Source organism: Curtobacterium sp. MWU13-2055 (assembly GCF_023242305.1).
GTDB lineage: Bacteria > Actinomycetota > Actinomycetes > Actinomycetales > Microbacteriaceae > Curtobacterium.
In genome coordinates this window covers 115,058-136,941 of record NZ_JALLIO010000005.1, presented here as the reverse complement: position 1 = coordinate 136,941, position 21,884 = coordinate 115,058, and the positions used below count along the sequence as shown (strand labels likewise).

Sequence of the window (21,884 nt, the reverse complement as noted above, 5' to 3'; positions counted from 1 at the left end):
CGGAAGGCCCGCTGTGGCGGCACGACTCCCGACGACCCCGCACGCCGACGGCGTGCTCCGACTGGTCGGCGCGACCCTGGTCGACGGCACGGGTGCGCCGCCCCGCGCCGACGCCGAGGTCGAGCTGCGTGACGGCGACGTCGCCTACGTCGGTCCACGGCGCGCCCCGGCTGCGGACGTGCCGACGGTCGACCTGACCGGCCGGTGGCTGCTGCCCGGCTTCGTCGACGCGCACGTGCACCTCAGCATGGTGCCGACGACGCCCGAGGAACAGCGGGCACGGTTCCCGGAGGAGCACGTGCTCGAGGTCGCCGAGGTGCTCCGGAGCACCCTGCACGCCGGCGTCACGACCGCGCGGGACCTGGACGGGCTGACCCCCGGCTACCGCGAGGCCGTCGCCCGGGGCACCGTCGTCGGTCCGCGCCTGCACCTCGCGATCGCCATGCTCTCGCCGACCGGTGGCCACGCCGACCCGGTCCGGCCGAACGGGTCGCTGCCGGCCTGGGCCGTCCGGCCGGGCATGCCCGCGCCGGGCGTCGTCGACACCGACGAGGACGTCGTCCGGACGGTCCGCTCGCTGCTCCGCACCGGCGCCGACGCGATCAAGGTCTCCACGTCCGGAGGGGTCGGTTCGCCGACCGACGACCCGGACGACGTCGGCATCACCGAGGACCAGGTACGGCTCGTCGTCCACCTGGTCGGCGAACGCGGCGGCCGCCCGGTCACCGCCCACGCGCTCACCGACGCCGCGGTCCGTGCCGCCGTGCTCGGCGGAGCCGCCAGCATCGAACACGGCTACGACCTGCACGACGAGACCATCGCGCTCATGGTCGAACGCGGCACGGTGCTCGTCCCCACCCTCAGCACGCTCCTGCGCGAACTCGACCCGTCCACCGCCTCTGCGGAACGCCTCGCACAGCGCGCGGCACTGCACGCTCGCGGCCTCGACAGCGTGCGACGTGCCGTCGCCGCCGGCGTGCCCGTCGCGCTCGGCACCGACGCGGGTGTGCACCCGCACGGTCGGAACCTCGCCGAACTCGCCCGCCTCGTGCAGGTCGGGCTCTCGCCGCTCGACGCGATCACGGCCGGGACGCTGCAGGGTGCCCGGCTGCTCGGTCTGGAGGCCCGGCTCGGCTCCGTCGAGCCCGGCAAGGCCGGTGACCTGGTCGTCTCGGGCGTCGACCCGCTCGCCGACGTCGGCGCGCTGGCCGACGCTGCCAGCGTGCGCGCGGTCCTGCAGGCGGGTCGTGTGGTCAAGGACCTGGACGGACTGGTGACCACGGCCTCCTGACCGTGGCGCCACCCGCGCAGCCGGCGGTGGTCAGCGCAGCGCGGCCACCGCGCGCTCGATGACGGCGACGACCCGGTCCGGAGCGGCGTGCGCGACGGCGTGACTCGTGTCGACCTCGTCGACCACTGCACCCATCCGGGCGACGAAGTCGCGCTGGATCGCGGGCAGCAGGTGCCGGTCGCTCGTGGCGACCAGGTACCAGCTCGGGCGGGTCCGCCAGGCGGGCTCTGCCGTGGGCTGCTGGAAGGCGGCGTCGGCGGTGACCCGCCCCTCGGCACGTGCGGCGAGCAGCACGTCCTCCGGGACGTCCCAGGCGAGCGCCAGCCGCGACTCCTCGTCGTCCTGTGCGATCCACTCGCCGGCCGGGCCGCGGTGCATGTACTGCGAGACGAGAGCGGGTTCCCGGGTCTCGACGATCCCGGAGACCGACTCGCCCGCGTCCGGAGCGAAGGCCGCGACGTAGACCAGTCCGACGACGCGGTCGTGCGTGCCCGCGTTCGTGATGACGGCGCCGCCGTAGGAGTGGCCGACGAGCAGGACCGGGCCGTCGATGCCGTCGACCAGGGCGCGGACCGAGGCCTCGTCGTCGCGGAGCGAGGTCATCGCGTTGTCGGCGAGCGAGTACGGGATGCGGCGGTCGCGCAGGAGCGGGGCGACGGACGACCAGGTGGACGGCGAACCGCCGGCACCGTGGACCAGGACCACGTGGACGCTCATACGTGGGTCGCCACGGCGAGGGGGAGCAGGACGGTCGGAGCGGGAGCGGCCTCGCGCCCCGCGAACGGCACCGGCTGGCAGACCATCAGGTAGTCGCCGGGCTCGACCTCGGACAGGTCCGCGTTCTCGAGGATCACGACGCCGGCGCCGCACAGGGCGACGTGTGTCGGCCACGCCTCGGTGTGCGCCGGGGCCTCCATCGTCATGTAGTCGATGCCGGCGAACCGGACCCCGCGGTCGACCAGCCACTGCGCGCCGCTCGGGCCGAGGCCGACCCACGTCTCCGACCGCTCGTTCCGGGTCAGCGCGTCGGTCGAGTTGCGCGTGCGGAACAGCACGCGCTCGGCGCCGGCCGCACCCGCCTCCTCGAGGTCGTCGGCGGTGATCTCCTCGACGACGTGTCGCAGGTCGAGGACGCGGACCGGGCCGACCACGCTCTCGAGCGCGATCTCGTCGACGGTCGTCGCGCCGGGCACGAAGTGCGACGGGGCGTCGACGTGCGTGCCCGTGTGCGCACCGATCAGCCAGCGGGACACGTCCGACGGGTACCCGTCCGCGATCTCCTCGACCATCTCGAAGGTGGGGCGCCGGCCCCAGTGCAGCATCTCGGGGGAGATGGGGATGTTGATGTCGATCGCGTCGGTCATGGCTTCCTCCCGGAACTCCGGCACAATGGATTCGGATTGTTGCAAATTGTATCCAATCATCACGGAGGTGCAAGGCATGGCGAACGCGTTCGACGACACGACGCGCGCTGGACTCGTGGTCGGCGGTCGGCCAGAGCGGGTCGTGCCGCTCGTGCTCGGGTGGGAACCGATCCCCGAGTCGATCTCCCTGCGGGGCGGCGATCCCGCACGATTCCTCCTCGAACCCGTCACCGCCGCGGCCGTCGTCTTCGACCACGGCTGGGTGCTCCTCGACGGTGGGTTCAACGTCGACCGCGTGCGTGATCCCCGGGAGCGGGCCGCGCACTACGAGTACGAGAGCTACACGGCGGTCGTACCGCCCGGCGACGCGCTCGCCGAGGGGGTCGCGGCTGCGGGACTGGCCTGGGACGACCTGGCGCTCTGCGCTATCTCGCACGTGCACCTCGACCACACGGGCGGCCTGCGGCTCGTCCCACCGGGCACCCCCGTCGCGCTGCAGCGACGGGAGTGGGACTGGTTGCAGAGCGGCATCGGCCGGCGGGAGACGGTCGTCGTCGACGACGTGCTCGACGCCGACGTCCGGGTGTTCCTGCTCGACGGGGACACGGAACTGGCACCCGGCCTGACTGCACTCGACACCCGCGGACACACGCCGGGGCACCAGTCGTTCCGCGTCGACCTGCCGGATCGGACCGTGGTGCTCGCGTGCGACGCCGCCGACCTCGAGCGGAACCTCACCGAGCGGACTCCGTGCGGGTGGGTGGGGAGGGCCGGGGACGAGCTCGAGGCGCAGCGTTCGATCGACCGGCTGGCGGACCTGGCCGCCGAGCCCGGCGTCGAGGTCTGGCCCGGGCACGACCCCGAGTGGGCGGCCTGGCGGCGCTGAGCCACCACCGTCACTCGATGTCGACGTCCCGCTTGCCGCGCCGCACGATGAGCGGGTCCGGCTTGCCGATCACGTCGACCGCCTTGTCCGGGTAGTCGAACTGGGTCAGGAAGTACCGCATCGCGTTGAGTCGGGCGCGCTTCTTGTCGTTCGACCGCACGATGGTCCACGGCGCGTACCGCTTGTCGGTGCGCGTGAACATCGCCATCTTCGCCTCGGTGTAGTCCTCCCAGCGGTCGAGGGACAGCAGGTCGATGTCGGACAGCTTCCACCGGCGCACGGGGTCGAGCTGCCGCATCGCGAACCGGGTGCGCTGCTCGCGGCGGGTGACCGAGAACCAGAACTTCGTCAGGTGGATGCCGGAGTCGACGAGCATCCGCTCGAACTGCGGCACCTGGGTCATGAACGACTCGTACTGGTCGTCGTCGCAGAACCCCATCACCCGCTCGACGCCGGCGCGGTTGTACCAGGAGCGGTCGAACAGGACCATCTCGCCGGCCGACGGCAGGTGCTGCACGTAGCGCTGGAAGTACCACTCACCGCGTTCCCGTTCGCTCGGCTTGCTGAGCGCCACCACGCGCGAGGTGCGGGGGTTCAGGTGCTCCGTGAACCGCTTGATGGTGCCGCCCTTCCCCGCGGCGTCACGCCCCTCGAACAGCACGACGACCTTCTGGCCGGTGTCCTCGAGCCAGTACTGGCACTTCAGGAGCTCGATCTGCAGCTGGTACTTCGCGTACTCGTACTCCTCGCGCGGCAGCCGCTCGTCGTACGGGTAGTCGTCGCGCCACGTCAGGACGGGGTTGCCGTGCGGGTCGATGAGGTCCGGGTCGGCGGTGTGCCCGTCGGCGACGCTGTAGCCCTCGGTCCGGAGCTGCTCGATGTACTCCCGGAGTGGTTGCGAGTACGGCGCTGTGTCCACGGTGTCTCCTCTGCCCGCCGATCGGTCGGCTGGTCCCATCCTGTCCTGTGTGACCCGACAACTGCCCAACCGGACGTGTCCCTCAGGTGACCAAGCGGCTGCGTGACCCGAAGCGGTAGCGTTCTCGATGGCCTGTCCCCGACCCCGGATCGAGCAACGATGCCTGACGTCCACCTGCCTGCCGCCGACCGCTACGAGCAGCTCCCGTACCAGCGCGTGGGAAGGAGTGGCCTCATGCTGCCGCGCATCTCCCTCGGCCTGTGGAACAACTTCGGCGCCGACCGTGCACTCGCCACGCAGCGCGACATCGTGCTGCACGCCTTCGACCGCGGGATCACCCACTTCGACCTGGCGAACAACTACGGTCCGCCTCCCGGGTCGGCAGAGGAGCAGTTCGGCCGCATCCTCGAGTCGGACCTGCGTCCGTACCGAGACGAGATCGTGGTGTCGACGAAGGCCGGCTACGACATGTGGCCGGGCCCGTACGGTGACCGGGGGTCCCGCAAGTACATGCTCGCGTCGCTCGACCAGTCGCTCGGGCGCCTCGGGCTCGACTACGTCGACGTGTTCTACTCGCACCGTCCCGACCCCGAGACCCCGATCGAGGAGACGGTCAGCGCGCTCGTGACCGCGGTCCGTTCGGGCAAGGCGCTCTACGCGGGCATCTCGAACTACGACCCGGCGCAGACCGCCGCGGCAGCCGAGGCGCTCGCCGCCGAGAACATGCACCTGCTCATCCACCAGCCGCGCTACAACATGTTCGACCGGGTCCCCGAGGACGGGCTCTTCGACGAGCTCACGCGTCTCGGCACCGGTGCGATCGTGTTCTCGCCGCTGGCCGGTGGGCTGCTGACGGACCGGTACCTGGACGGTTCGGTTCCGGTGGGGTCGCGTGCGGCCGAGGGCCGCTGGTTCGGTGCGGACCGCATCGACGACGAGTACCTGACCACGGCGCGGGCGCTCAACGACATCGCTGCGGCGCGCGGGCAGACGCTCGCGCAGCTCGCGATCACATGGGTGCTCCGGCAGCCGGCCGTCACGTCGGCGCTGGTCGGGGCATCGAGCGTCCGTCAGCTGGACGGCACGCTCGACTCGCTCGCGGGTGCCCCGCTCACCGACGAGGAGCTCGCGGCGATCGACGCACTGGTGCCGCGCGGCTGACGCACGCCGGATGCAGTGGGCGTGACCCCTGAACGGACGGGAGGCACGGTGCCAGCTGGCACCGTGCCTCCCGTTCGTTGGTGGGTTGCCCTAGACCGCCGCGGTCGCCTCGTCGCGGTGCGGGAGCTTCCACCCCGGGCGCACGAAGTGGCACGTGTACCCGGCGGGGTACTTCTCGAGGTAGTCCTGGTGCTCCTCTTCGGCCTGCCAGAAGTCACCAGCGGGCTCGACCTCGGTGACGACCTTGCCGGGCCAGATGCCCGAGGCGTCGACGTCGGCGATGGTGTCGCGCGCGACCTGCTCCTGCTCGGGCGAGGTGAAGAAGATCGCCGAACGGTAGGCGCGGCCGACGTCGTTGCCCTGGCGGTCCTTCGTCGACGGGTCGTGGATCTGGAAGAAGAACTCGAGCAGGTCGCGGTACGAGATCACCGACGGGTCGAAGACGATCTCGACCGCCTCGGCGTGGTCACCGTGGTTGCGGTACGTCGCGTTCGGTGTGTCGCCACCCGAGTAGCCGACGCGGGTGCTGATGATGCCAGGACGGCGGCGGAGGAGCTGCTGCGCTCCCCAGAAGCAGCCGCCGGCGAGGATGGCGGTTTCGGTGGTGGTCATGGTGGCCTCCTGAGGTCGTCGTGCCGCTGGCTGCGGCACCGTGTGGTGCAACCGGCAACGGGGCTGCGGTGTTCCCGTGTCGCCGGATGTCGGATCGCGTCAGTTCGTGGTGTCCTCGAGCGCGTCGAGCGCGGCCACGTCGTCGGCTGACAGCACGAAGTCGACGTCGGCGTTCGCGGCGATGCGCGACGGGGTGGTGGACTTCGGGAGCGGCAGGACGTCCTTCTCGAGCAGGTAGCGGATCGCGACCTGGGCGACGGACTTGTCGTACTTCGCCGCGATCTCGGCGATCTGCGTGTTCTCGAGCAGGCCACCGGTGGCGAGCGGGGAGTAGCCCTCGGTGAGGATGTCGTGCTCGCGGTCGAACGCGGTGGTCTCGTCCTGGGTGTTGCCGATGAACCAGCGGATCTGGTTGGCGTGCGGGACGACGTCGGTGCGGCCGAGCAGGTCCTCGAGGTCGGCGACGGCGAAGTTCGAGACACCGATCGAGCGGGTCCGGCCGGCGTCGTAGACCTCCTCCAGGACCTTCCACACCTCGACGTTGCCGTCGCGGTGGTCGGAGCCGATGGCGTCCCAGGGCCACGGTGCGTGCACGAGGTACAGGTCGATGACGCCGACGTCGAGGTTGCGGCTCGAGGTCTCGAAGGCCTCGCGGGCGCCGTCGGCGGTCTTGATCTCGGCGGGCAGCTTCGTCGTGACGAAGACCTCGTCGCGGGGGACGGCGCTGTCACGGATGGCCTGGCCGACACTGGCCTCGTTGCCGTAGGCCAGGGCGGTGTCGATGTGGCGGTAGCCGGCGTCCAGGGCGGTCTTCGTGGCGTCGTAGGCGTCGTCGCCGGACGGGATCTGCCAGGTGCCGAAGCCGATCTTCGGGATGTGCAGGCCGTTGGACAGGGTGAACGTGTCGGTGAGAGCAGGCATGTTGCGGACAGTACGCCGCTCGGTTCCGCGGGCGGTCACGGGACGCAACGCGGAGGCGGACGGGAGGCCCGTGGCGGTGTCGCCACGGGCCTCCCGTCGGTCGTCTGGTCGCGTCCGGAGCGATCAGCGCGTGCGCGCGCCGACCCGCGGCAGCACGAAGCCGAGGACGATCATCGCGACGGCCAGGAACGCGTGCAGCACGTTGTCCGCGCTGTTCAGGGGGACGAAGTTCGCGGGGTCCGCCATGCCGGCCGTGAACAGACCGTAGACGAACAGGACCGCGTAGACGATGCCGCCGACGACCAGGTAGAGGCGCGCGCCCGACGCCGAACGGGCTGCGATGAGTCCGACGATGCCGAAGAGCAGGTGCACGATGTTGTGCAGGACGGACACCTGGAACAGGCCCAGGAGCAGGGCCATGGAACCGTGGCCGGCCATCGACATCGAGCCCATGTCCATGGTGAGTCCGGGGATGAAGCCGGCGATGCCGACGATCAGGAAGACGACACCGAAGAGGAGCGCACCCTTCTGGGTCCACGTCGAGCCGGTGCGGTTGCGAGCGGTTGCTGCGTTGCTGGTCATGGTGAGACCTCTCTTGTCGATCGCGCCACGGATGTCGCGCACAGGGTATTCGAGGCCGATGCGCAGTCGGATTGCAGGTGCCATCCGATTTCCGAACGCGCGAGGGACCGCTGAGTCGGTGCGCATCGCGTGCTGCCTACGCTCCGCCGTACGGCAACACCGACGGAAGGCAGCACCATGGCAAGCGGAGTCGCAGCGGTATGGGTCCCGGTCACCGACATGCAGCGGGCGGTCGCGTTCTACCGCGACACCCTCGGACTGACGGTCACGGACGAGTCCGACGACTGGAGCGAGATCGACGCGAACGGCTTGATGATCGGCCTGAACGGCCGTGAGTCGGCGAGTCCGTCGAGCGGCGGGGGAGCGGTCATCACGTTCCAGCCGGACGGGTCGATCGAGGACGAGTTGGCCAGCATCCGCGAGCGCGGTGCGGACGTGCAGGGCGAGATCAGCGAGCACCCGTGGGGCAAGATCGTCCCGTTCAAGGACAGCGAGGGCAACGACCTGCAGTTCTACGCGCCGCCGCAGGGCTGACGCGACCCCAGGACGGACGGGAGGCCCGTGGCGGTGTCGCCACGGGCCTCCCGTCCGCCGTCTGGTTCCGTCGAGAGCGCTACGCGACCGCGATCTCGTTGGGCACGCCCGGCAGCGCGTCGCTGGAGGCGACGACCTTCCCGGTGGTCAGGTCGACGGCGTGGACCTTCCGCTCGGCGGGGTCGGTGACGTAGGCGATGTCGCCGGCGACCTTCACGGCGGGGTGGGCGTCCTGCCACTCGGCCGGGCCCTCCCACGCGTCGATCACGGGGAACGAGTCGAGCGGGGCGCCGGTGGTCTCGTCGAAGGTGTGCAGGGCGCCGTCGTCACCGAGGACCACCGCTTCGTCGCCGGGGCCGCGCGCCAGGTCGCGGAACGTGAAGCCGACGCCGTCGGGCATGTCCGCGACGGTGTACTTCCCCGAGGCCGCGTCGATCAGGGCGATCTGGTCGAGCAGGTAGCCCTCGCTGTCCGGGTCGTCGTTGTAGTCACCGACCGCGACCGACGACGTGTCCGTGGTGAACAGGTTGCCGGTGCGGCCGTACTCGGTCGGGGCGTCGAGCTTCTCGAACGCGCCGTCGGCGTAGACGAGGGCGCCGTCGGTGCAGCCGAAGACCGCGACCTCGTCCTGGACCGCACCTTCGCCGTGCACGTCCGGGCACGATTCGGAGCGGGTGAGTTCCTCGCCGTCGGCGTCCAGGGCGCGCACGCCCGTGCGGCTCTCCTCGGTGCCGATGGTGGTCAGGAGCGTGCCGTCCTCGAGCTCGATCGCGACGCCGTGGTGCGCCGCCTCGGACTCGGTGGCCCGGGTGTCGGGCAGGGCGTCGCCGTCGAGGTCGGTGTTGTCGAAGGTCGTCACGTCGCCGGTGCCGTCGGCGAACAGGGCGGTGCGGTCGCCGTGAACGACTGCGTGCCCACCGGTGTCGGCCGGGAAGACCGCGTCGGTGAGGGCCGGGTCCGCTGCGGTGTCGAGCACCCGGAAGCCCTCGGGCACCGTGACGAGCACGTGGCGGCCGTCGCCGGCGGGGTTCACGCGGGTGAAGCCATCGACGGAGTCGTCGGCCACGACCTGCAGGTCCTGGTCGAGCACGAGCAGGCCGCCGTCGTAGGTCAGCGTGATGCGGGTGCTGTCTGCCTTCGGGGCCGAGGTGCTCTCGGCGTCGGCGGCGTTCGTGGCGCACCCGGTCAGGGCCAGGGCAACGGTGCCGAGCAGCGCGGCCGGCAGTGCTGCGGCGCGGAGGGTCTTGGTTCTGGTCATGGACAACACTGTACTGATTCTCATTCTCATCTAGAAATCGGAGGCGTCAGGCCGTCGACGATCGAGTCGGTGTTCGAGCGCATCATCCCGAGGTAGGTCGACGCAGCGCCGTCCTCGGTCAGGGACTCGGTCGCCAGCGAGCGGATCGACACCTGCACGTCGACCTCGTCCGCCAGGACCTCGGCAAGGCGAGCGGGTTGCGAGGCGTCGGCGAAGATCGTCGGGACGCCCGCCTGCTCGATCGCGTCCGCCAGGTCACGCAGGTCGGCGGCGCTCGGGGACGCCAGGGTCGTGCCGCTCGGGATCACGGCACCCACCACCCGGAACCCGTAGCGGTCGGCGAGGTAGCCGAACACGTGGTGGTTCGTCACCAGGGCCTTGCGATCGGCGGGGATGGTGTCGAACGCGGCGGTCATGTCGTCGTCGAGGGCATCGAGCCGGTCGGTGTAGGCCTCGGTGCCGGGAGCGTCGATGCCGACGGCGTCCAGCTCGTCGTCGAGGGCCTCGACCACGTCGACCATGCGCGCGGGGTCCGTCCAGAAGTGCGGGTCCGGGCCGCTGTCGTCGTCGGTGGTCCACTCCAGGGCGTCGATCGCGTCACCGGCGGTGAAGACGGCCACGCCGTCGTCGGCCGCGGCGCGGACGTGGTGGGCCACCCCTTCCTCGAGCCCGAGGCCGTTCTCGACCACCAGGTCTGCGCTCCGGAGTCGCGCCGCCTGCTGCGCCGACACCTCGAACGAGTGCGGATCGCCGCCAGGGGGCATGAGCACCATGACGTCGACGCCGTCGCCGACGACCTCGGTCACGACGTCGCCCAGGATGTTCGTCGTCACGGCGACCAGCGGGCGGTCCGACCCGGCGGCGGTGCAGCCGGCCGTCGTGACGGCGACGGCTGTGGCGACGAGGGCCGCTGCCACCGCACGCGCGGTGCGCCCGACCGGCAAGGTTCCGCTCACAGTCCCACCTCGGCGAACGCGACGGGCGCGAACGGGAGCTCGATGGTCCGGGCCACGCGGGCGCCGTCCGCGAAGTCGACCTCGTGCACGACGGCGGCCGTGGGGTCGGCCACGTAGGCGCGCTGCGCGTCGAGCTGCAGCAGCGGCGCGGTGTCGGTTCCGGTGTCGCTGTCGACCAGGGGATCAGTCGTCGCGACCTTCCCGGTCGAGGCGGTCACCACGACCACCCGACCGGCGTCGTCGACCCCGACCACGTGCTCGTCCTGGTCGTCGACGGCGACCACCGCACGCAGCGGTCGTTCGGTCGCGACGTGCTGCCACGCGCGTTCCCGCACGTCGAGCAACCAGAATCCGGTGTCGCCCGCGAGTCCGGCGACCGTGGGGCGGCCGGCCCGTGCGGCGAAGGCGGTCGGACGCTCGGCGTCGTCCGGCAGTTTGACGAACGAGGTCGCACCGGCATCGTCGACGACGACCGCTCCGTCGGCGCAGCCCACCACCGCGCCGGCCCGGGTGACGATGCCACCAGCGGCGTCGGTGCAGGCCTGTCCGGCGCTGGTCGACCCGGTGGACCCGGTCGACCCGGTCTGCTCTCCGTCGGCATCGAGGACGCGGACGGTGTCGCCCTCGGCAGCCACCAGGCGCTCGCCGAGCGGCAGCAGCACGGTCGCGTCGAGTCGTGCGGTCTCGTCGAGCTCGCCCTGCCCGAGTGCCGCGCGGTCGAGCACCACCGCCTCGCCGCGCTCCGGCCAGGCGATCGTGGTCATCGTCTCCGACGAGTGCACCTGGACCGGACCGCCGCCCTCGAGCGTCCCGACGACGCGCGGCTCGGCGGCGTAGTAGTGCGTGTGGTCTCCGTGGTCGACGGTCCAGGAGCCCCCGTCGACGACCGTGGTGCGGTCGCCGTCGCTCGTCACCAGGAACCGACCGTCGGTCGCGGAGTGCTCGGCTGCGCCGACGCGGTCCAGGTCGGTCGTCTCGCCGGTGAGCAGGTCGTGCAACGCGGTCTCGCCGGTCGCGGAGACGGCCAGGAGGCCCAACTGCGGTTCCTGGGACTCGGTCGCGCCCGCCACCCAGCCGTGCGGGGCCGTGGTCGCGCTGGCGTCGTCGGCCGGCGGTGTCGACGGGGTGGAGCACGCAGTGGCCGTCAGCGCGAGGCCGGTCGTCAGGCCCAGGGCACCCAGGAGTCGTGTGCGTCGTGCGCGTGTGTGTGGGCGGTCGGTGGTCGGGTCGTGGTTCATGATGCCTCTCGTGCTGGTGCTCGGACGGGGTGTTCGACGGGCCTGGTGGTCGCGCGCGCGGTGCTGCGTGCGACGGCTGCCAGCCCTCGGGACAGGGCGACCCCGGCGACGGCGACGGCCGCGATGCTGGCGCCGGCGGCGGTTCCGGCGTGCCACGAGACGAGCAGGCCGACCAGGACGGCGAGGACACCGAGCACCGCGCCGAGGAGCATCGTCGAGGCCACGTGCTTCGTCCAGGCGCGGGCCGCGGCGGCGGGCGCGAGCAGCAGCCCGACGACCAGCAGGGTGCCGACCGCCCGGTACGAGGCGACGACGGCGAGCGTGACCAGGCCGATGAGGACCACCTCGGCGAGGCGGGGGTGCAGGCCGAGCGTCGCGGCCTTGCGGACGTCGAAGGCCAGTGCCGTGAACGGTCGGTGGAACACAGCGGCGACGAGCAGGGCGACGGCGACCGCGATCGCCAGGCCGCCGAGGTCGGCGCGGGTGACGGCCAGCACGTCGCCGAACAGGATCGCGGTGACGTCGGTGGCGAAGGACCGTGACGCCGAGACGATGATGACCCCGAGCGCGAGCATCCCGACGAAGAGCAGCCCGATCGAGGTGTCGTAGGACAGGCCACCGCGCCGTCGCAGCGCCCCGACGCCGAACACCATCACCCCGGCACTCACGGCGGCGCCGAGCACCGCGGGGACTCCGGTGAGCGCTGCGATCGCGACGCCGGGCAGCATGCCGTGCGACAGCGCCTCGCCCAGGAACGCCATCCCGCGCACGAGCACCCACGTGCCGACGACGGCGCACAGCACCGCGGCCAGGGCGCCGCCGGTCAGGGCGCGCACCATGAAGTCGACGGTGAAGGGGTCGGTCAGCCAGGTCACGATCCGAGACGCTACATGAAAACGACTATCGATACTGATAGCGTGTTCAGGTGCCAGCAGCCGACACGCGACCCGTCGTCCGCCTCGAGCAGGTGACCGCCCTGCGCGGGGAGCGGACCGTCCTCGACGGCCTCGACGCGGCCTTCCCGGCCGGCCGGGTCACCGCGCTGACCGGACCCAACGGATCCGGCAAGTCGACGCTGCTCGACGTGGTGGCGGGCGTGCTGCGGCCGACCGCCGGGCGCATCACGGGCCTCCTGTCCGACGGCGTCGCCCACGTGAGCCAGTCCGTCCCGCCGACCACGCTCCCGCTCACGGTCCGCGCGGCCGTCACGATGGGCCGGTGGCGTCACCGGGCCTGGTGGCGACCGCTCGGACGCGACGACCGCGCCGTCGTCGACGCGCAGCTCGAGCGGATGGCGATCGCCGAACTGGCCGACCGCCCGCTCGACGCGTTGTCCGGCGGCCAGCGGCAGCGCACGCTCGTGGCACTCGGGCTGGCGCAGCGGGCGCGGGTGCTGCTCGTCGACGAACCGACGGCCGGCGTCGACGCGGCGTCCGCGGCGCTCGTGGTGGCGGCGCTCGCCGCCGAGGCTGCCGACGGCGTGGTGGTCGTGCACGCCGCACACGATCCGGTGGCGATCGCCGCAGCCGACGCCGTGGTCACCCTCCCCGCGCTCTGATGGCGCGGGCGGCGGTCAGGGGCAGGCGACGGCGACGGAACCCGTCGAGGTCGTCACCGGAACGGGTGCCGGAGCCTCGTCGGCGACCGGCGCTGCGCTCGAGCGGCGCAGCCCGAGGGAGACGAGCACGATCGCGCCCACGACGGCGACCCCTCCGGACAACCAGAAGTCCGCGGCGAGTCCGAACGACGACACCGCTGCGCCGCCGAGCACCGATCCCGCGGCGATCGCGAGCTGGATGGTCGTGACGAACAGCGCGAGCCCGGTCTCGGACCCGGCGGGCGACGCCGTGGACATCCACGTCTGCATGCCGAGCGGCAACGCGCCCCAGACCAGCCCCCACACCACGAGCAGCACGAACACCCCGACGACGGAGTGCGCGAGCAGGGGGAGCAGGACCACGGCGACCGCGAGGGCGACCTTCGACACGCTGATCGTCCCGAGCACGCTCCGTCCCAGGGTGAAGCCGGCGGCGAAGTTCCCGACGATCCCCGCGACGCCGAACACCAGGAGCGCGAGCGTGACGGTGTCCGGGCCGACCCCGACCAGGTCCTGCAGGTACGGCGCGATGTACGTGTACGCGGCGAACTGTGCGGCGAACAGGAACGCGGCGGCGATCAGACCGACACGGGCACGGGGAACGCGGAGCAGCGAGCCGAGCGTCGCGAACCGGACCTGCTGCTGCGCGGGGATGCGCGGCAGCATCGCGAGCTGCAGGACGAGCGCGACCAGGCCGAGCACACCGCCGATGACGAACGCGAGCCGCCAGGTGGCGAGCGACGAGACGAGGGCGCCGAGCGGCAGGCTCACGACCCTCGCGACCGAGACCCCGGCGGTGATGAGCGAGGTCGCCCGGATCGTGGCGGCCGGCCGGACCAGTCGACCGGCGATGCCGGCGCCGATCGCCCAGAACCCGCCGATGCCGACGCCCAGGAGCATCCGGGCCACGAGCAGCACACCGAACGAGGGCGCGATCGCCGCGAGCCCGTCCGCCACGACGAGCAGCACGGTCAGCGAGACGAGCACGACACGGCGGTCCACGCGCGAGGTCAGGACCGTGACGACCGGCGCCGCGACGGCACCGACCAGCCCGGTGGCGACGACCATGAGCCCGGCCGTGCCGATCCCGACGTCGAGGTCGGCGGCGATGGCGGGCAGGAGTCCGATCGGCAGGAACTCGGAGAGCACGAGGACGAAGGATCCGAGTGCGACGGACGTGACACCGAGCCACCCGCGGCGCTCTGCTGTCGAGGTCATGGGTTCGTCAAGCAGTGCCGGTCGCGGGCCATTCCCGCGTGTCGTGTCGTTACTCGGTGGGTACCGGCACGGTGCGGCCCGACACCACCGACTCCTGCGCCGCGAGCACGATCGACAGGGTCCGCAGCCCGACGTGCACGTCCGGCTGCGGCTGCACGCCCGACCGGACGGCGTCGACGAACGTCCGGAGCATCGCGGCATCGGGGTCGGCGCCGTAACGGGACTCGATCGGCAGCCCGGTCTCCGCGACGATCCCGCGAGCAGCCGCCCCGAAGAAGTCGAGCGACACCGTGCCGCCCGTCCCGGCGACGTCGAGCGTCAGCCCACCCCACACCGCCGAGGTGTCCGGCTTGCTCCACGAGCAGTCGATCGCGGCGACGACGCCGTTCGCGTACGTGATCGTGACGAGTCCGGCGGTCTCCGCCTGCGCCCGGGCCGCGTGCAGCGTGCGGTTCGCCACCGCGGTCACGGTGACGGGTGCCGACCCCATCAGGCCCTCGAGCAGGTCCGCGATGTGCACGACGTGGTCGACGATCGCGCCGCCGCCGGACAGCTCGGGCTCGGTGAACCACGACCGGGTCAGGGGGAGCATGCCGTTGTTCGCGCCGCGGACGGAGAACAGCTGCCCGAGTGCTCCGGAGTCGTGCGCCGCGCAGAGCTTGTCGAACGCCGAGGTGAACCGCACCGGGAACGCCACCATGAGCATGACCCCCGCGGCCTCGACGGCGTCGCGGATCGCAAGGCCGTCCTCCCACGTGGTCGCGAGCGGCTTCTCGCACAGGACGTGCGCACCGGCGGCCGCCGCGGCCTCGACGAGTTCGCGGTGCCGGGCGTTCTCGCTCGTGACGACGACGGCGTCCGGGCCCCAGGCGAGCAGCTCGTCGTACGTGTCCGCGTAGTCGACGCCGAGCTCGTCGGCCAAGTCGCGGCCGCGGAGCTCGATGACGGTCTCGCCGGTGCTGACGCCGTCCGGGTCGGCACCGCGGACCTCGACCCCGGGCATCGCGGTGAGGGCGGTGAGGTAACCGATCGCGTGGGTGTGGGCGAACGACATCACGGCGATCTTCAGAGCGGTCACGCGCGAGCCCCCGTCGTCAGGGACACCGGCTGCCCGGTGTCCATCGACTCGAGTGCCGCGTTCGCGATCCGGACCGCCTCGGCGCCGTCCGCCGCCGTCACCCGCGGAGCGGCGCCGCCGGCGAACGCTCCGAGGAACTCGGCGAGCTCGAGCCCGTACGGGTCGTCGGCGGGGTCGACCTCGGGCAGGAAGCCGTCCGCGGCGTCGGGCACCGCGAGGTCGGCGACGTAGTCCTGTTCGTCGAGCGACCGGTGCGCCAGGCTGCCGCGCGTGCCCGTCACCGAGTACTCGGTCGAGAACGCGAGGTGCTGTGGTCCCCAGATCCCGGCGACGTGGCTGATCGCCCCGGACTCGTGCGTGAGCAGGACGTGAGCTGCCTCCACCGGCTCGGCCTCGGTGCCGGCGCGGACGCCGAGGGCCGACACCGTGGTGACCGGCCCGGCGACCCACCGCGCGATGTCGAGGTCGTGGATCATCTGGTCCATCACGATGCCGCCGGACAGTGCCCGGTCGGCGAACCACGCGGTGCGGATCGGGAAGGCCCCGGAGCGCACGAACCGCAAGACGGCCAGGTCGCCCAGGAGGCCCGTGGTGACGGCGTCGTGCAGGCGCACGTACGCGGGGAAGAAGCGCACCACGTGGGCCGGGAAGAGCTGTCGGCCGGCGTCCTGCGCACGCGCCACCAGGTCGGCAGCGTCGGCATCGGTCCGGGCGAGCGGCTTCTCCGACACGACGTCCTTGCCGGCGTCGAGTGCGGCGCGCACGACCTCGGCGTGGGCGAAGGTCGGCGTCACCACGTCCACGACGTCGACGACCGCGAACAGGTCGTCGAGCGAGTCGACGACGGTGATCGACGACCCCGCGGCGGCTGCTGCTGGGGCGAACGCGACCGCGAGCTCTTGTGCACCGTCCTGCGCGTACACGACGACCGGGCCGAGGCGGAGGAGGCCGGGCATGTGCGCGTGGGCGATGCCGCCGGCGCCGACGAGGCCGATCCGGGGAGGGGTCGGGGGCATCGGGGCTCCTTCGCGGGGTGGACCGGTCGACGGTGACGGGGACCGGGCCATGCTACCGAGCCGGCGGTCGGAGGGTGGTGCTCAGGCGGAGCCGCGCCAGACCACCTCGGTCGGCAGGATGAGTCCGTGCGGGCCCTCGTCGGCACCGGCGATCTGCGCGAGCACCTGCTGCGCCGCGCTCTCGCCGAGGGTGTGCGCGGGTTGTCGGACCGTCGACAGCGGCGGGTCGCAACGCAGTGCCCAGGCGCTGTCGTCGAAGCCGACTACGCCGACGTCACCGGGGACCGACCGGCCGCTGCGCTGCAGGACGTCCATCGCGCCGGCAGCCACGGCGTCCGAGGCGGCGAACACCCCGTCGAGGTCGGGGGCCCGGTCGAGGAGCTCACGCATGCCGTCGGCGCCGGCGGTGTAGCTGAACAGCGGGTTGCGGGCCACCAGCTCGGGGTCGAAGCGGTCCCCGAGGGCCGCGGTGAAGCCGGCCAGTCGGTCCTGCCCCGAGTCGCGGTCGAGCCCGGACGCGAGCATGCCGATCCGCTTTCGGCCGGTGGCGACCAGGCGCCGCGTGATCTGCTCGGCGGCCGCGCGGTTGTCGATGCCGATGTACGAGATGTTCGCGGCGTCGGACGGGTGGCCGACGAAGCACGCCGGCATGCCGATCTCCTCGATCGCCCGGGTGATCGGGTCGCCGTCGCGGGCGGACAGCACGATGGCACCGTCGACGAACCCGCCGCGCAGGTACTCGACGACGCGCTCGTTGTCGCGGGCCGAGTCGACCATGATCGTGACGAGCTGCTGGTCGGCCTGCGACAAGACCGTGTTGGTGCCGATCAGGATGTTGCCGATGTTCGGGTCGTCGAGCACCTGGACCGACGGCTCGTGCACGATCAGGGCGATCGCTCCGGAGCGTCGGGTGACCAGGCTCCGGGCCGCCGCGCTGCGCACGTAGCCGACGCGCCGGACGGCTGCCTGCACGGCTTCGCGGGCCTCGGGCGACACGTACGGTTCGTCGTTCAGGACCCGTGAGACGGTGCCCCGGGACAGCCCCGATTCGTCGGCGACGTCCTGGATCGTGGCGCGCTGGCGTGCGGATCGGACCTCGGACATGCGGCAACCATATCCGTCCCACGACGGGCTCCAGCACGCGTCTTGTTGACAGCGGTCCGCTTCTGGTGTTCACTCTGGGAGCGCTCCCAGAACGACCCGAACCCGTTCGGTCCGGCTGGACTGGGAGCGCTCCCAGAACCTGGGTGACCTTCGCCGTCGAAGGGGTCGTCAACGACCGGAGCGGCAGCGGTCGCCCCGATCAGCGAGGACCCTGACGTGACCACGACCACCCTGCCGACGCCCGCCACCGGGGCGCTCGGCCTCGGCTCGACCGGGCTCGCCTTCGGGTGCGACTACAACCCCGAGCAGTGGGACCCTGCGGTCTGGGTCGAGGACGTCCGGCTGATGCGCGAGGCCGGGGTGAACCTGGTCGCGATCAACGTCTTCGGCTGGTCGCACGTCGAGCCGCGTCAGGGCGAGTGCGACTTCACCGCGCTCGACACCGTCATCGAGCTGCTGCACGGCGCGGGCATCGGCGTCGACCTCGGCACCGGCACCGCCTCGACCCCGCCGTGGCTCACCACGCTGCACCCCGAGGTCCTGCCCGTCGTGGCGGACGGCACCACGCGCTGGCCCGGCGGGCGACAGGCGTTCTGCCCGAGCTCCCCGGTGTACCGCGAGCACGCCCTCGCCCTGGTCCGCGCCACGGCGGAGCGCTACGGCGACCACCCCGCGGTCAAGCTCTGGCACGTGTCGAACGAGCTCGGCTGCCACAACGCGCACTGCTTCTGCGACGTCTCGGCCGAGGCGTTCCGTGGCTGGCTCCGTGCCCGCTACGGCACCGTCGACGAACTGAACGCCGCGTGGGGCACCTCGTTCTGGAGCCAGCGGTACTCGGCGTGGGAGCAGGTGCTGCCGCCCCGCGCGACGCTGTCGTCCACGAACCCCGCGCAGACCATCGACTTCGACCGGTTCTCGTCCGACGAACTCCTCGGCCACCACCGTGCCGAGGCCGCCGTGCTGCGCGAACTGAGCGACAAGCCCGTCACCACGAACTTCATGGTCGCCGCGCACATCACCGCGCTCGACTACTGGTCGTGGACGGCCGACATGGACGTCATCGCGAACGACCACTACCTCGACCACCGCCTGCCCCGCCCGCACGCCGAGCTCGCCTTCGCCGCGGACACAACCCGCGGACTCGCCGGCGGAGCCCCGTGGCTGCTGATGGAGCACTCGACCGGCGCCGTGAACTGGCAGCCGCACAACGTCGCGAAGGCACCGGGCCAGATGCTGCAGGACACCGTCGCGCACATCGCCCGGGGCGCGGACGGCGTCTGCTTCTTCCAGTGGCGCGCGTCGGTGCAGGGCTCCGAGAAGTTCCACTCCGCACTGCTGCCGCACGCCGGCACCGATTCGCGCACCTGGCGCGAGGTCGTCGCCCTCGGGTCGCTCGTCGAGCGGCTCGGCGAACTGCGCGGATCCCGGGTCGTCGCCGAGGTCGCGCTCGTCTTCAGCTGGGAGAACCAGTGGGCCGCCGACCTGGAGGCCCACCCCACCACTGCGCTCCGGTACCTGGAGCAGGTGCACGCGTTCCACGCCGCGCTCCGGGACCTCGGGGTCACGGTCGACGTCGTCGCGCCGGGCGCCCCGCTCGACGGCTACGCCGCGGTCGTCGTCCCCGAGCTCTACCTGGTGCGCGACGAGCACGCCGCCGTGATCGCCGACCACGTCGCCGCCGGTGGCCACGCGGTCGTCACCTTCTTCAGCGGGATCGTCGACGAACGCGACCGGGTCCGCACCGGCGGCTACCCCGGCGCCTTCCGCGACCTGCTCGGCATCCGGGTCGACGAGTTCCTGCCGCTCGCCGCGGACCAGGCGATCGCGCTGTCCGACGGCACCACCGGCACCGTGTGGTCGGAGCCCGTCGCGCTGCGCGGTGCCACGAGCGTCGTCGAGTACGCCGAGGGCCCGCTCGCCGGCTCCGCAGCGGTCACCCGCAACGACCACGGCGCCGGATCCGCCTGGTACACGTCCACCGTGCTCGAGGCCGACGCGCTGCGCGACCTGCTCCGCCGCGTGCTCGCCGAGGCCGGCGTCTCCCCGGATCCCGCGACCGCACCGGGTGTCGAGGTCGTCCGGCGCCGCGACGACCAGCACGAGTGGGTGTTCCTGCTCAACCACTCCGACCAGCCCGCCTCGCACACCGTCACGGGCCACGAGCTCGTCACCGACCGACCCGTCGACGGCGTCACCGTCCTCGACGCCGGCAGCACCCAGATCATCCGCACCGACAGGAACCGATCATGACCACCACCACCCAGCGGCCCCGCGCCGTCCGTCGTCGGGGCGGGGGCTCCCGCTACCGCCTGGCGATCGCGATCTTCGTGGTCCCGTTCGCCCTGCTGTTCACCGCGTTCTACCTCGTCCCGATCCTGTACGCCGTGTGGCAGTCGCTGCAGAAGATCGAGCGCCAGGGCACGTTCGGCGCCCCGACACAGGTGTTCGGCGGGCTGAGCCAGTACGCGCTCGTGTTCCAGAACAGCGCGTTCTGGGACTCGGTGCTCCGCGTGCTGCTGTTCGGTGTCGTGCAGGTCCCCGTGATGCTCGGGCTCGCGCTCCTGTTCGCGCTGCTGCTCGACTCCCCGCTGCTGCGTGGCAAGCGGTTCTTCCGCCTGGCCTTCTTCGCGCCGTACGCGGTCCCCGGTGTCATCGCCGCGATCATGTGGGGCTACCTCTACGCCCCGGACCTGTCGCCGTTCTCCGCCGTGACCTCGAAAGTCGACTTCCTGGGGTCCGGCACCGTGCTCTGGGCCGTCGCGAACGTCGTGACCTGGGTCTTCGTCGGCTACAACATGCTCATCATCTACTCGTCGCTGTTGGCGATCCCGGCCGAGATCTACGAGGCCGCCAAGCTCGACGGGGCCTCGCAGCTCCGGATCGCGCTGTCGATCAAGATCCCCCTGGTCGTGCCGGCGATCGTGCTGACCGCGGTGTTCTCGGTGATCGGGACGCTGCAGCTGCTGACCGAACCGACCGTCTTCCGGCAGTTCACCTCGACGATCTCGTCGACGTTCACGCCCAACATGCTCGTCTACTCGACCTCGTCGGTGCCGAACTTCAACCTGGCGGCTGCGTTCTCGGTCGTCCTCGCCCTCGCCACGTTCATCCTGTCGATCGGGTTCCTCCGACTGACCCAGCGGAAGGCCGCCCAGTGACCGTCCACGCACCCACCCCGGGCGACACCGTGCGCGACGCGGGCCGACCGCTCGAGCCGAACCGGGCCTCCCGTCCGCACCAGCACGGTGCACGCGGGCCGCGGGAGAGCGTCATCTCGCGCAGCGCCGCGATGATCGTGATGGGTGTCTTCACCCTGTACTTCCTGCTGCCGATCTTCTGGCTGCTGGTCTCGTCGACCAAGACGGCCGCGAACTTCAACACCACGTTCTCGCTGTGGTTCAGCGCGACCTCGGTGCAGGACTTCTTCGCGAACCTCGCCGAGCTGTTCACCCGGCAGGACGGCATCTACCTGCGCTGGCTGCTCAACAGCATCGCGTACGCCGGTGTCGCCGGGCTGCTCGGCACCGTGCTGTCGGCGATGTGCGGGTACGCCCTGGCCAAATACCGGTTCCGTGGGCGTGAGGCGCTGTTCAACACCTTCCTCGGCGGCGTCCTCGTGCCGGCCACGGCACTCGCCCTGCCGCTGTTCCTCATCTTCAGCCAGGTCGACCTGACCGACACGTTCTGGTCGGTGTTCCTGCCGAGCATCGTCAGCCCGTTCGGCGTCTACCTGTCGCGGTTGTTCGCGGCGTCGAGCGTGCCCGACGAGATCATCGAGGCCGCGCGCATCGACGGCTCCGGCGAGGTCCGCACGTTCTTCACCGTCGCCGTCCGGCTCATGTCGCCGGCCCTCGTGACGATCTTCCTGTTCCAGTTCGTCGCCGTCTGGAACAACTTCTTCCTGCCGCTCGTGATGCTCCGCGACTCGTCGCTGTTCCCCGTCACGCTCGGCCTCTACACGTGGAACTCGAGCGTGAACCAGTACCCCGACCTGCGCACCCTCGTGCTCATCGGGTCGTTCGTCTCGATCATCCCGCTGCTCATCGCGTTCCTGAGCCTGCAGCGCTTCTGGCGCTCCGGCCTCGGGTCCGGCGGTCTGAAGTAGCCACCCGACCAGCACTCCCTCCGCACACCAGTCCTCCCCACACC

General features: G+C 71.7%; 22 protein-coding genes. 8 read left to right on the top strand and 14 right to left on the bottom strand.

Annotation, left to right across the window (positions count from 1 at the left end):
- Positions 1 to 13: 13 nt before the first annotated feature.
- Complete coding sequence (locus M4960_RS12325; RefSeq protein WP_248704389.1) at positions 14 to 1,291, top strand: amidohydrolase family protein; 1,278 nt, start codon at positions 14 to 16, stop codon at positions 1,289 to 1,291.
- A gap of 30 nt (positions 1,292 to 1,321) precedes the next feature.
- Here the strand turns inward: M4960_RS12325 and M4960_RS12320 are convergent, their stop codons facing one another.
- On the bottom strand, positions 1,322 to 2,008 hold the full coding sequence (locus M4960_RS12320; RefSeq protein WP_131880978.1) for an alpha/beta fold hydrolase: 687 nt from the start codon (positions 2,006 to 2,008) through the stop codon (positions 1,322 to 1,324).
- Complete coding sequence (locus tag M4960_RS12315; protein ID WP_248704388.1) at positions 2,005 to 2,655, bottom strand: cyclase family protein; 651 nt, start codon at positions 2,653 to 2,655, stop codon at positions 2,005 to 2,007. The genes M4960_RS12320 and M4960_RS12315 overlap by 4 nt, the downstream gene beginning before the upstream one ends.
- Positions 2,656 to 2,731: 76 nt before the next feature.
- Here M4960_RS12315 and M4960_RS12310 point away from each other — a divergent pair, with 76 nt between their 5' ends.
- Positions 2,732 to 3,541 carry an N-acyl homoserine lactonase family protein gene (locus M4960_RS12310; RefSeq protein ID WP_248704387.1) on the top strand — a complete coding sequence of 270 codons (810 nt, stop codon included), beginning with the start codon at positions 2,732 to 2,734 and terminating at the stop codon, positions 3,539 to 3,541.
- A gap of 10 nt (positions 3,542 to 3,551) precedes the next feature.
- Here the strand turns inward: M4960_RS12310 and ppk2 are convergent, their stop codons facing one another.
- Positions 3,552 to 4,499, bottom strand: a complete 948-nt coding sequence (gene ppk2 / locus M4960_RS12305; RefSeq protein WP_111086461.1) for a polyphosphate kinase 2 — start codon at positions 4,497 to 4,499, stop codon at positions 3,552 to 3,554.
- Between the two features lie 120 nt (positions 4,500 to 4,619).
- Here ppk2 and M4960_RS12300 point away from each other — a divergent pair, with 120 nt between their 5' ends.
- A complete protein-coding gene (locus tag M4960_RS12300; RefSeq protein WP_131844884.1) occupies positions 4,620 to 5,621 on the top strand; it encodes an aldo/keto reductase in 1,002 nt (333 codons plus the stop codon).
- A gap of 90 nt (positions 5,622 to 5,711) precedes the next feature.
- Here the strand turns inward: M4960_RS12300 and msrA are convergent, their stop codons facing one another.
- From msrA to M4960_RS12285, 3 genes are all read right to left on the bottom strand, one after another.
- The gene (msrA, locus tag M4960_RS12295; RefSeq protein ID WP_111086459.1) at positions 5,712 to 6,233 is read right to left on the bottom strand and encodes a peptide-methionine (S)-S-oxide reductase MsrA; all 522 of its coding nucleotides are present in this window, start codon (positions 6,231 to 6,233) and stop codon (positions 5,712 to 5,714) included.
- A 99-nt stretch (positions 6,234 to 6,332) separates the two neighbouring features.
- Positions 6,333 to 7,154 (bottom strand): aldo/keto reductase, encoded by an 822-nt coding sequence (locus M4960_RS12290; protein ID WP_123294565.1) that lies wholly within the window; start codon positions 7,152 to 7,154, stop codon positions 6,333 to 6,335.
- A gap of 123 nt (positions 7,155 to 7,277) precedes the next feature.
- On the bottom strand, positions 7,278 to 7,736 hold the full coding sequence (locus M4960_RS12285) for a DUF4383 domain-containing protein (RefSeq protein WP_131880995.1): 459 nt from the start codon (positions 7,734 to 7,736) through the stop codon (positions 7,278 to 7,280).
- Between the two features lie 177 nt (positions 7,737 to 7,913).
- Here M4960_RS12285 and M4960_RS12280 point away from each other — a divergent pair, with 177 nt between their 5' ends.
- Positions 7,914 to 8,270 carry a VOC family protein gene (locus tag M4960_RS12280; protein ID WP_123294566.1) on the top strand — a complete coding sequence of 119 codons (357 nt, stop codon included), beginning with the start codon at positions 7,914 to 7,916 and terminating at the stop codon, positions 8,268 to 8,270.
- A gap of 79 nt (positions 8,271 to 8,349) precedes the next feature.
- On the opposite strand, the gene M4960_RS12275 is transcribed toward M4960_RS12280, so the two are convergent.
- Genes M4960_RS12275 through aztB form a run of 4 tightly spaced genes read right to left on the bottom strand, consistent with a single transcriptional unit; the run spans position 8,350 to position 12,597 of the window.
- Positions 8,350 to 9,528 (bottom strand): hypothetical protein, encoded by a 1,179-nt coding sequence (locus tag M4960_RS12275; RefSeq protein ID WP_248704386.1) that lies wholly within the window; start codon positions 9,526 to 9,528, stop codon positions 8,350 to 8,352.
- Positions 9,529 to 9,554: 26 nt separating this feature from the next.
- Entirely contained in the window at positions 9,555 to 10,484 is a 930-nt protein-coding gene (locus tag M4960_RS12270; protein WP_248704385.1) for a metal ABC transporter substrate-binding protein, read from the bottom strand.
- Positions 10,481 to 11,722, bottom strand: a complete 1,242-nt coding sequence (locus M4960_RS12265; protein ID WP_248704384.1) for an ABC transporter — start codon at positions 11,720 to 11,722, stop codon at positions 10,481 to 10,483. Before M4960_RS12265 ends, M4960_RS12270 begins: the two co-directional genes overlap by 4 nt.
- Positions 11,719 to 12,597: a zinc ABC transporter permease AztB gene (aztB, locus tag M4960_RS12260; RefSeq protein ID WP_248704383.1), complete on the bottom strand. Its 879-nt coding sequence runs from the start codon at positions 12,595 to 12,597 to the stop codon at positions 11,719 to 11,721. Before aztB ends, M4960_RS12265 begins: the two co-directional genes overlap by 4 nt.
- Before the next feature lie 50 nt (positions 12,598 to 12,647).
- Here aztB and aztA point away from each other — a divergent pair, with 50 nt between their 5' ends.
- Positions 12,648 to 13,280, top strand: a complete 633-nt coding sequence (gene aztA / locus M4960_RS12255) for a zinc ABC transporter ATP-binding protein AztA (protein ID WP_248704382.1) — start codon at positions 12,648 to 12,650, stop codon at positions 13,278 to 13,280.
- A 15-nt stretch (positions 13,281 to 13,295) separates the two neighbouring features.
- Here aztA and M4960_RS12250 read toward each other — a convergent pair whose 3' ends face one another.
- The 4 genes from M4960_RS12250 to M4960_RS12235 form a co-directional block, all read right to left on the bottom strand.
- Positions 13,296 to 14,537 carry an MFS transporter gene (locus tag M4960_RS12250; RefSeq protein WP_248704381.1) on the bottom strand — a complete coding sequence of 414 codons (1,242 nt, stop codon included), beginning with the start codon at positions 14,535 to 14,537 and terminating at the stop codon, positions 13,296 to 13,298.
- A gap of 49 nt (positions 14,538 to 14,586) precedes the next feature.
- A complete protein-coding gene (locus M4960_RS12245) occupies positions 14,587 to 15,615 on the bottom strand; it encodes a Gfo/Idh/MocA family protein (protein WP_248704380.1) in 1,029 nt (342 codons plus the stop codon).
- Positions 15,612 to 16,631 carry a Gfo/Idh/MocA family protein gene (locus tag M4960_RS12240; RefSeq protein WP_248704379.1) on the bottom strand — a complete coding sequence of 340 codons (1,020 nt, stop codon included), beginning with the start codon at positions 16,629 to 16,631 and terminating at the stop codon, positions 15,612 to 15,614. The genes M4960_RS12245 and M4960_RS12240 overlap by 4 nt, the downstream gene beginning before the upstream one ends.
- 81 nt (positions 16,632 to 16,712) lie before the next feature.
- Positions 16,713 to 17,735 (bottom strand): LacI family DNA-binding transcriptional regulator, encoded by a 1,023-nt coding sequence (locus M4960_RS12235; protein WP_248704378.1) that lies wholly within the window; start codon positions 17,733 to 17,735, stop codon positions 16,713 to 16,715.
- Between the two features lie 216 nt (positions 17,736 to 17,951).
- Here M4960_RS12235 and M4960_RS12230 point away from each other — a divergent pair, with 216 nt between their 5' ends.
- The 3 genes from M4960_RS12230 to M4960_RS12220 are packed head-to-tail and all read left to right on the top strand — an operon-like array spanning position 17,952 to position 21,840.
- A complete protein-coding gene (locus M4960_RS12230; protein ID WP_248704377.1) occupies positions 17,952 to 19,985 on the top strand; it encodes a beta-galactosidase in 2,034 nt (677 codons plus the stop codon).
- The gene (locus M4960_RS12225; RefSeq protein ID WP_123294575.1) at positions 19,982 to 20,893 is read left to right on the top strand and encodes a carbohydrate ABC transporter permease; all 912 of its coding nucleotides are present in this window, start codon (positions 19,982 to 19,984) and stop codon (positions 20,891 to 20,893) included. The genes M4960_RS12230 and M4960_RS12225 overlap by 4 nt, the downstream gene beginning before the upstream one ends.
- Positions 20,890 to 21,840, top strand: a complete 951-nt coding sequence (locus M4960_RS12220) for a carbohydrate ABC transporter permease (protein ID WP_243648935.1) — start codon at positions 20,890 to 20,892, stop codon at positions 21,838 to 21,840. Before M4960_RS12225 ends, M4960_RS12220 begins: the two co-directional genes overlap by 4 nt.
- Positions 21,841 to 21,884: the final 44 nt, after the last annotated feature.

Bases quoted from the DNA above. Each gene is read 5' to 3' on its own strand.
- M4960_RS12320 (WP_131880978.1), bottom strand. From the start codon at position 2,008: ATGAGCGTCCACGTGGTCCTGGTCCACGGTGCCGGCGGTTCGCCGTCC.
- M4960_RS12315 (WP_248704388.1), bottom strand. From the start codon at position 2,655: ATGACCGACGCGATCGACATCAACATCCCCATCTCCCCCGAGATGCTG.
- M4960_RS12310 (WP_248704387.1), top strand. From the start codon at position 2,732: ATGGCGAACGCGTTCGACGACACGACGCGCGCTGGACTCGTGGTCGGC.
- ppk2 (WP_111086461.1), bottom strand. From the start codon at position 4,499: ATGGGACCAGCCGACCGATCGGCGGGCAGAGGAGACACCGTGGACACA.
- M4960_RS12300 (WP_131844884.1), top strand. From the start codon at position 4,620: ATGCCTGACGTCCACCTGCCTGCCGCCGACCGCTACGAGCAGCTCCCG.
- msrA (WP_111086459.1), bottom strand. From the start codon at position 6,233: ATGACCACCACCGAAACCGCCATCCTCGCCGGCGGCTGCTTCTGGGGA.
- M4960_RS12290 (WP_123294565.1), bottom strand. From the start codon at position 7,154: ATGCCTGCTCTCACCGACACGTTCACCCTGTCCAACGGCCTGCACATC.
- M4960_RS12285 (WP_131880995.1), bottom strand. From the start codon at position 7,736: ATGACCAGCAACGCAGCAACCGCTCGCAACCGCACCGGCTCGACGTGG.
- M4960_RS12280 (WP_123294566.1), top strand. From the start codon at position 7,914: ATGGCAAGCGGAGTCGCAGCGGTATGGGTCCCGGTCACCGACATGCAG.
- M4960_RS12275 (WP_248704386.1), bottom strand. From the start codon at position 9,528: ATGACCAGAACCAAGACCCTCCGCGCCGCAGCACTGCCGGCCGCGCTG.
- M4960_RS12265 (WP_248704384.1), bottom strand. From the start codon at position 11,722: ATGAACCACGACCCGACCACCGACCGCCCACACACACGCGCACGACGC.
- M4960_RS12250 (WP_248704381.1), bottom strand. From the start codon at position 14,537: ATGACCTCGACAGCAGAGCGCCGCGGGTGGCTCGGTGTCACGTCCGTC.
- M4960_RS12240 (WP_248704379.1), bottom strand. From the start codon at position 16,631: ATGCCCCCGACCCCTCCCCGGATCGGCCTCGTCGGCGCCGGCGGCATC.
- M4960_RS12235 (WP_248704378.1), bottom strand. From the start codon at position 17,735: ATGTCCGAGGTCCGATCCGCACGCCAGCGCGCCACGATCCAGGACGTC.
- M4960_RS12225 (WP_123294575.1), top strand. From the start codon at position 19,982: ATGACCACCACCACCCAGCGGCCCCGCGCCGTCCGTCGTCGGGGCGGG.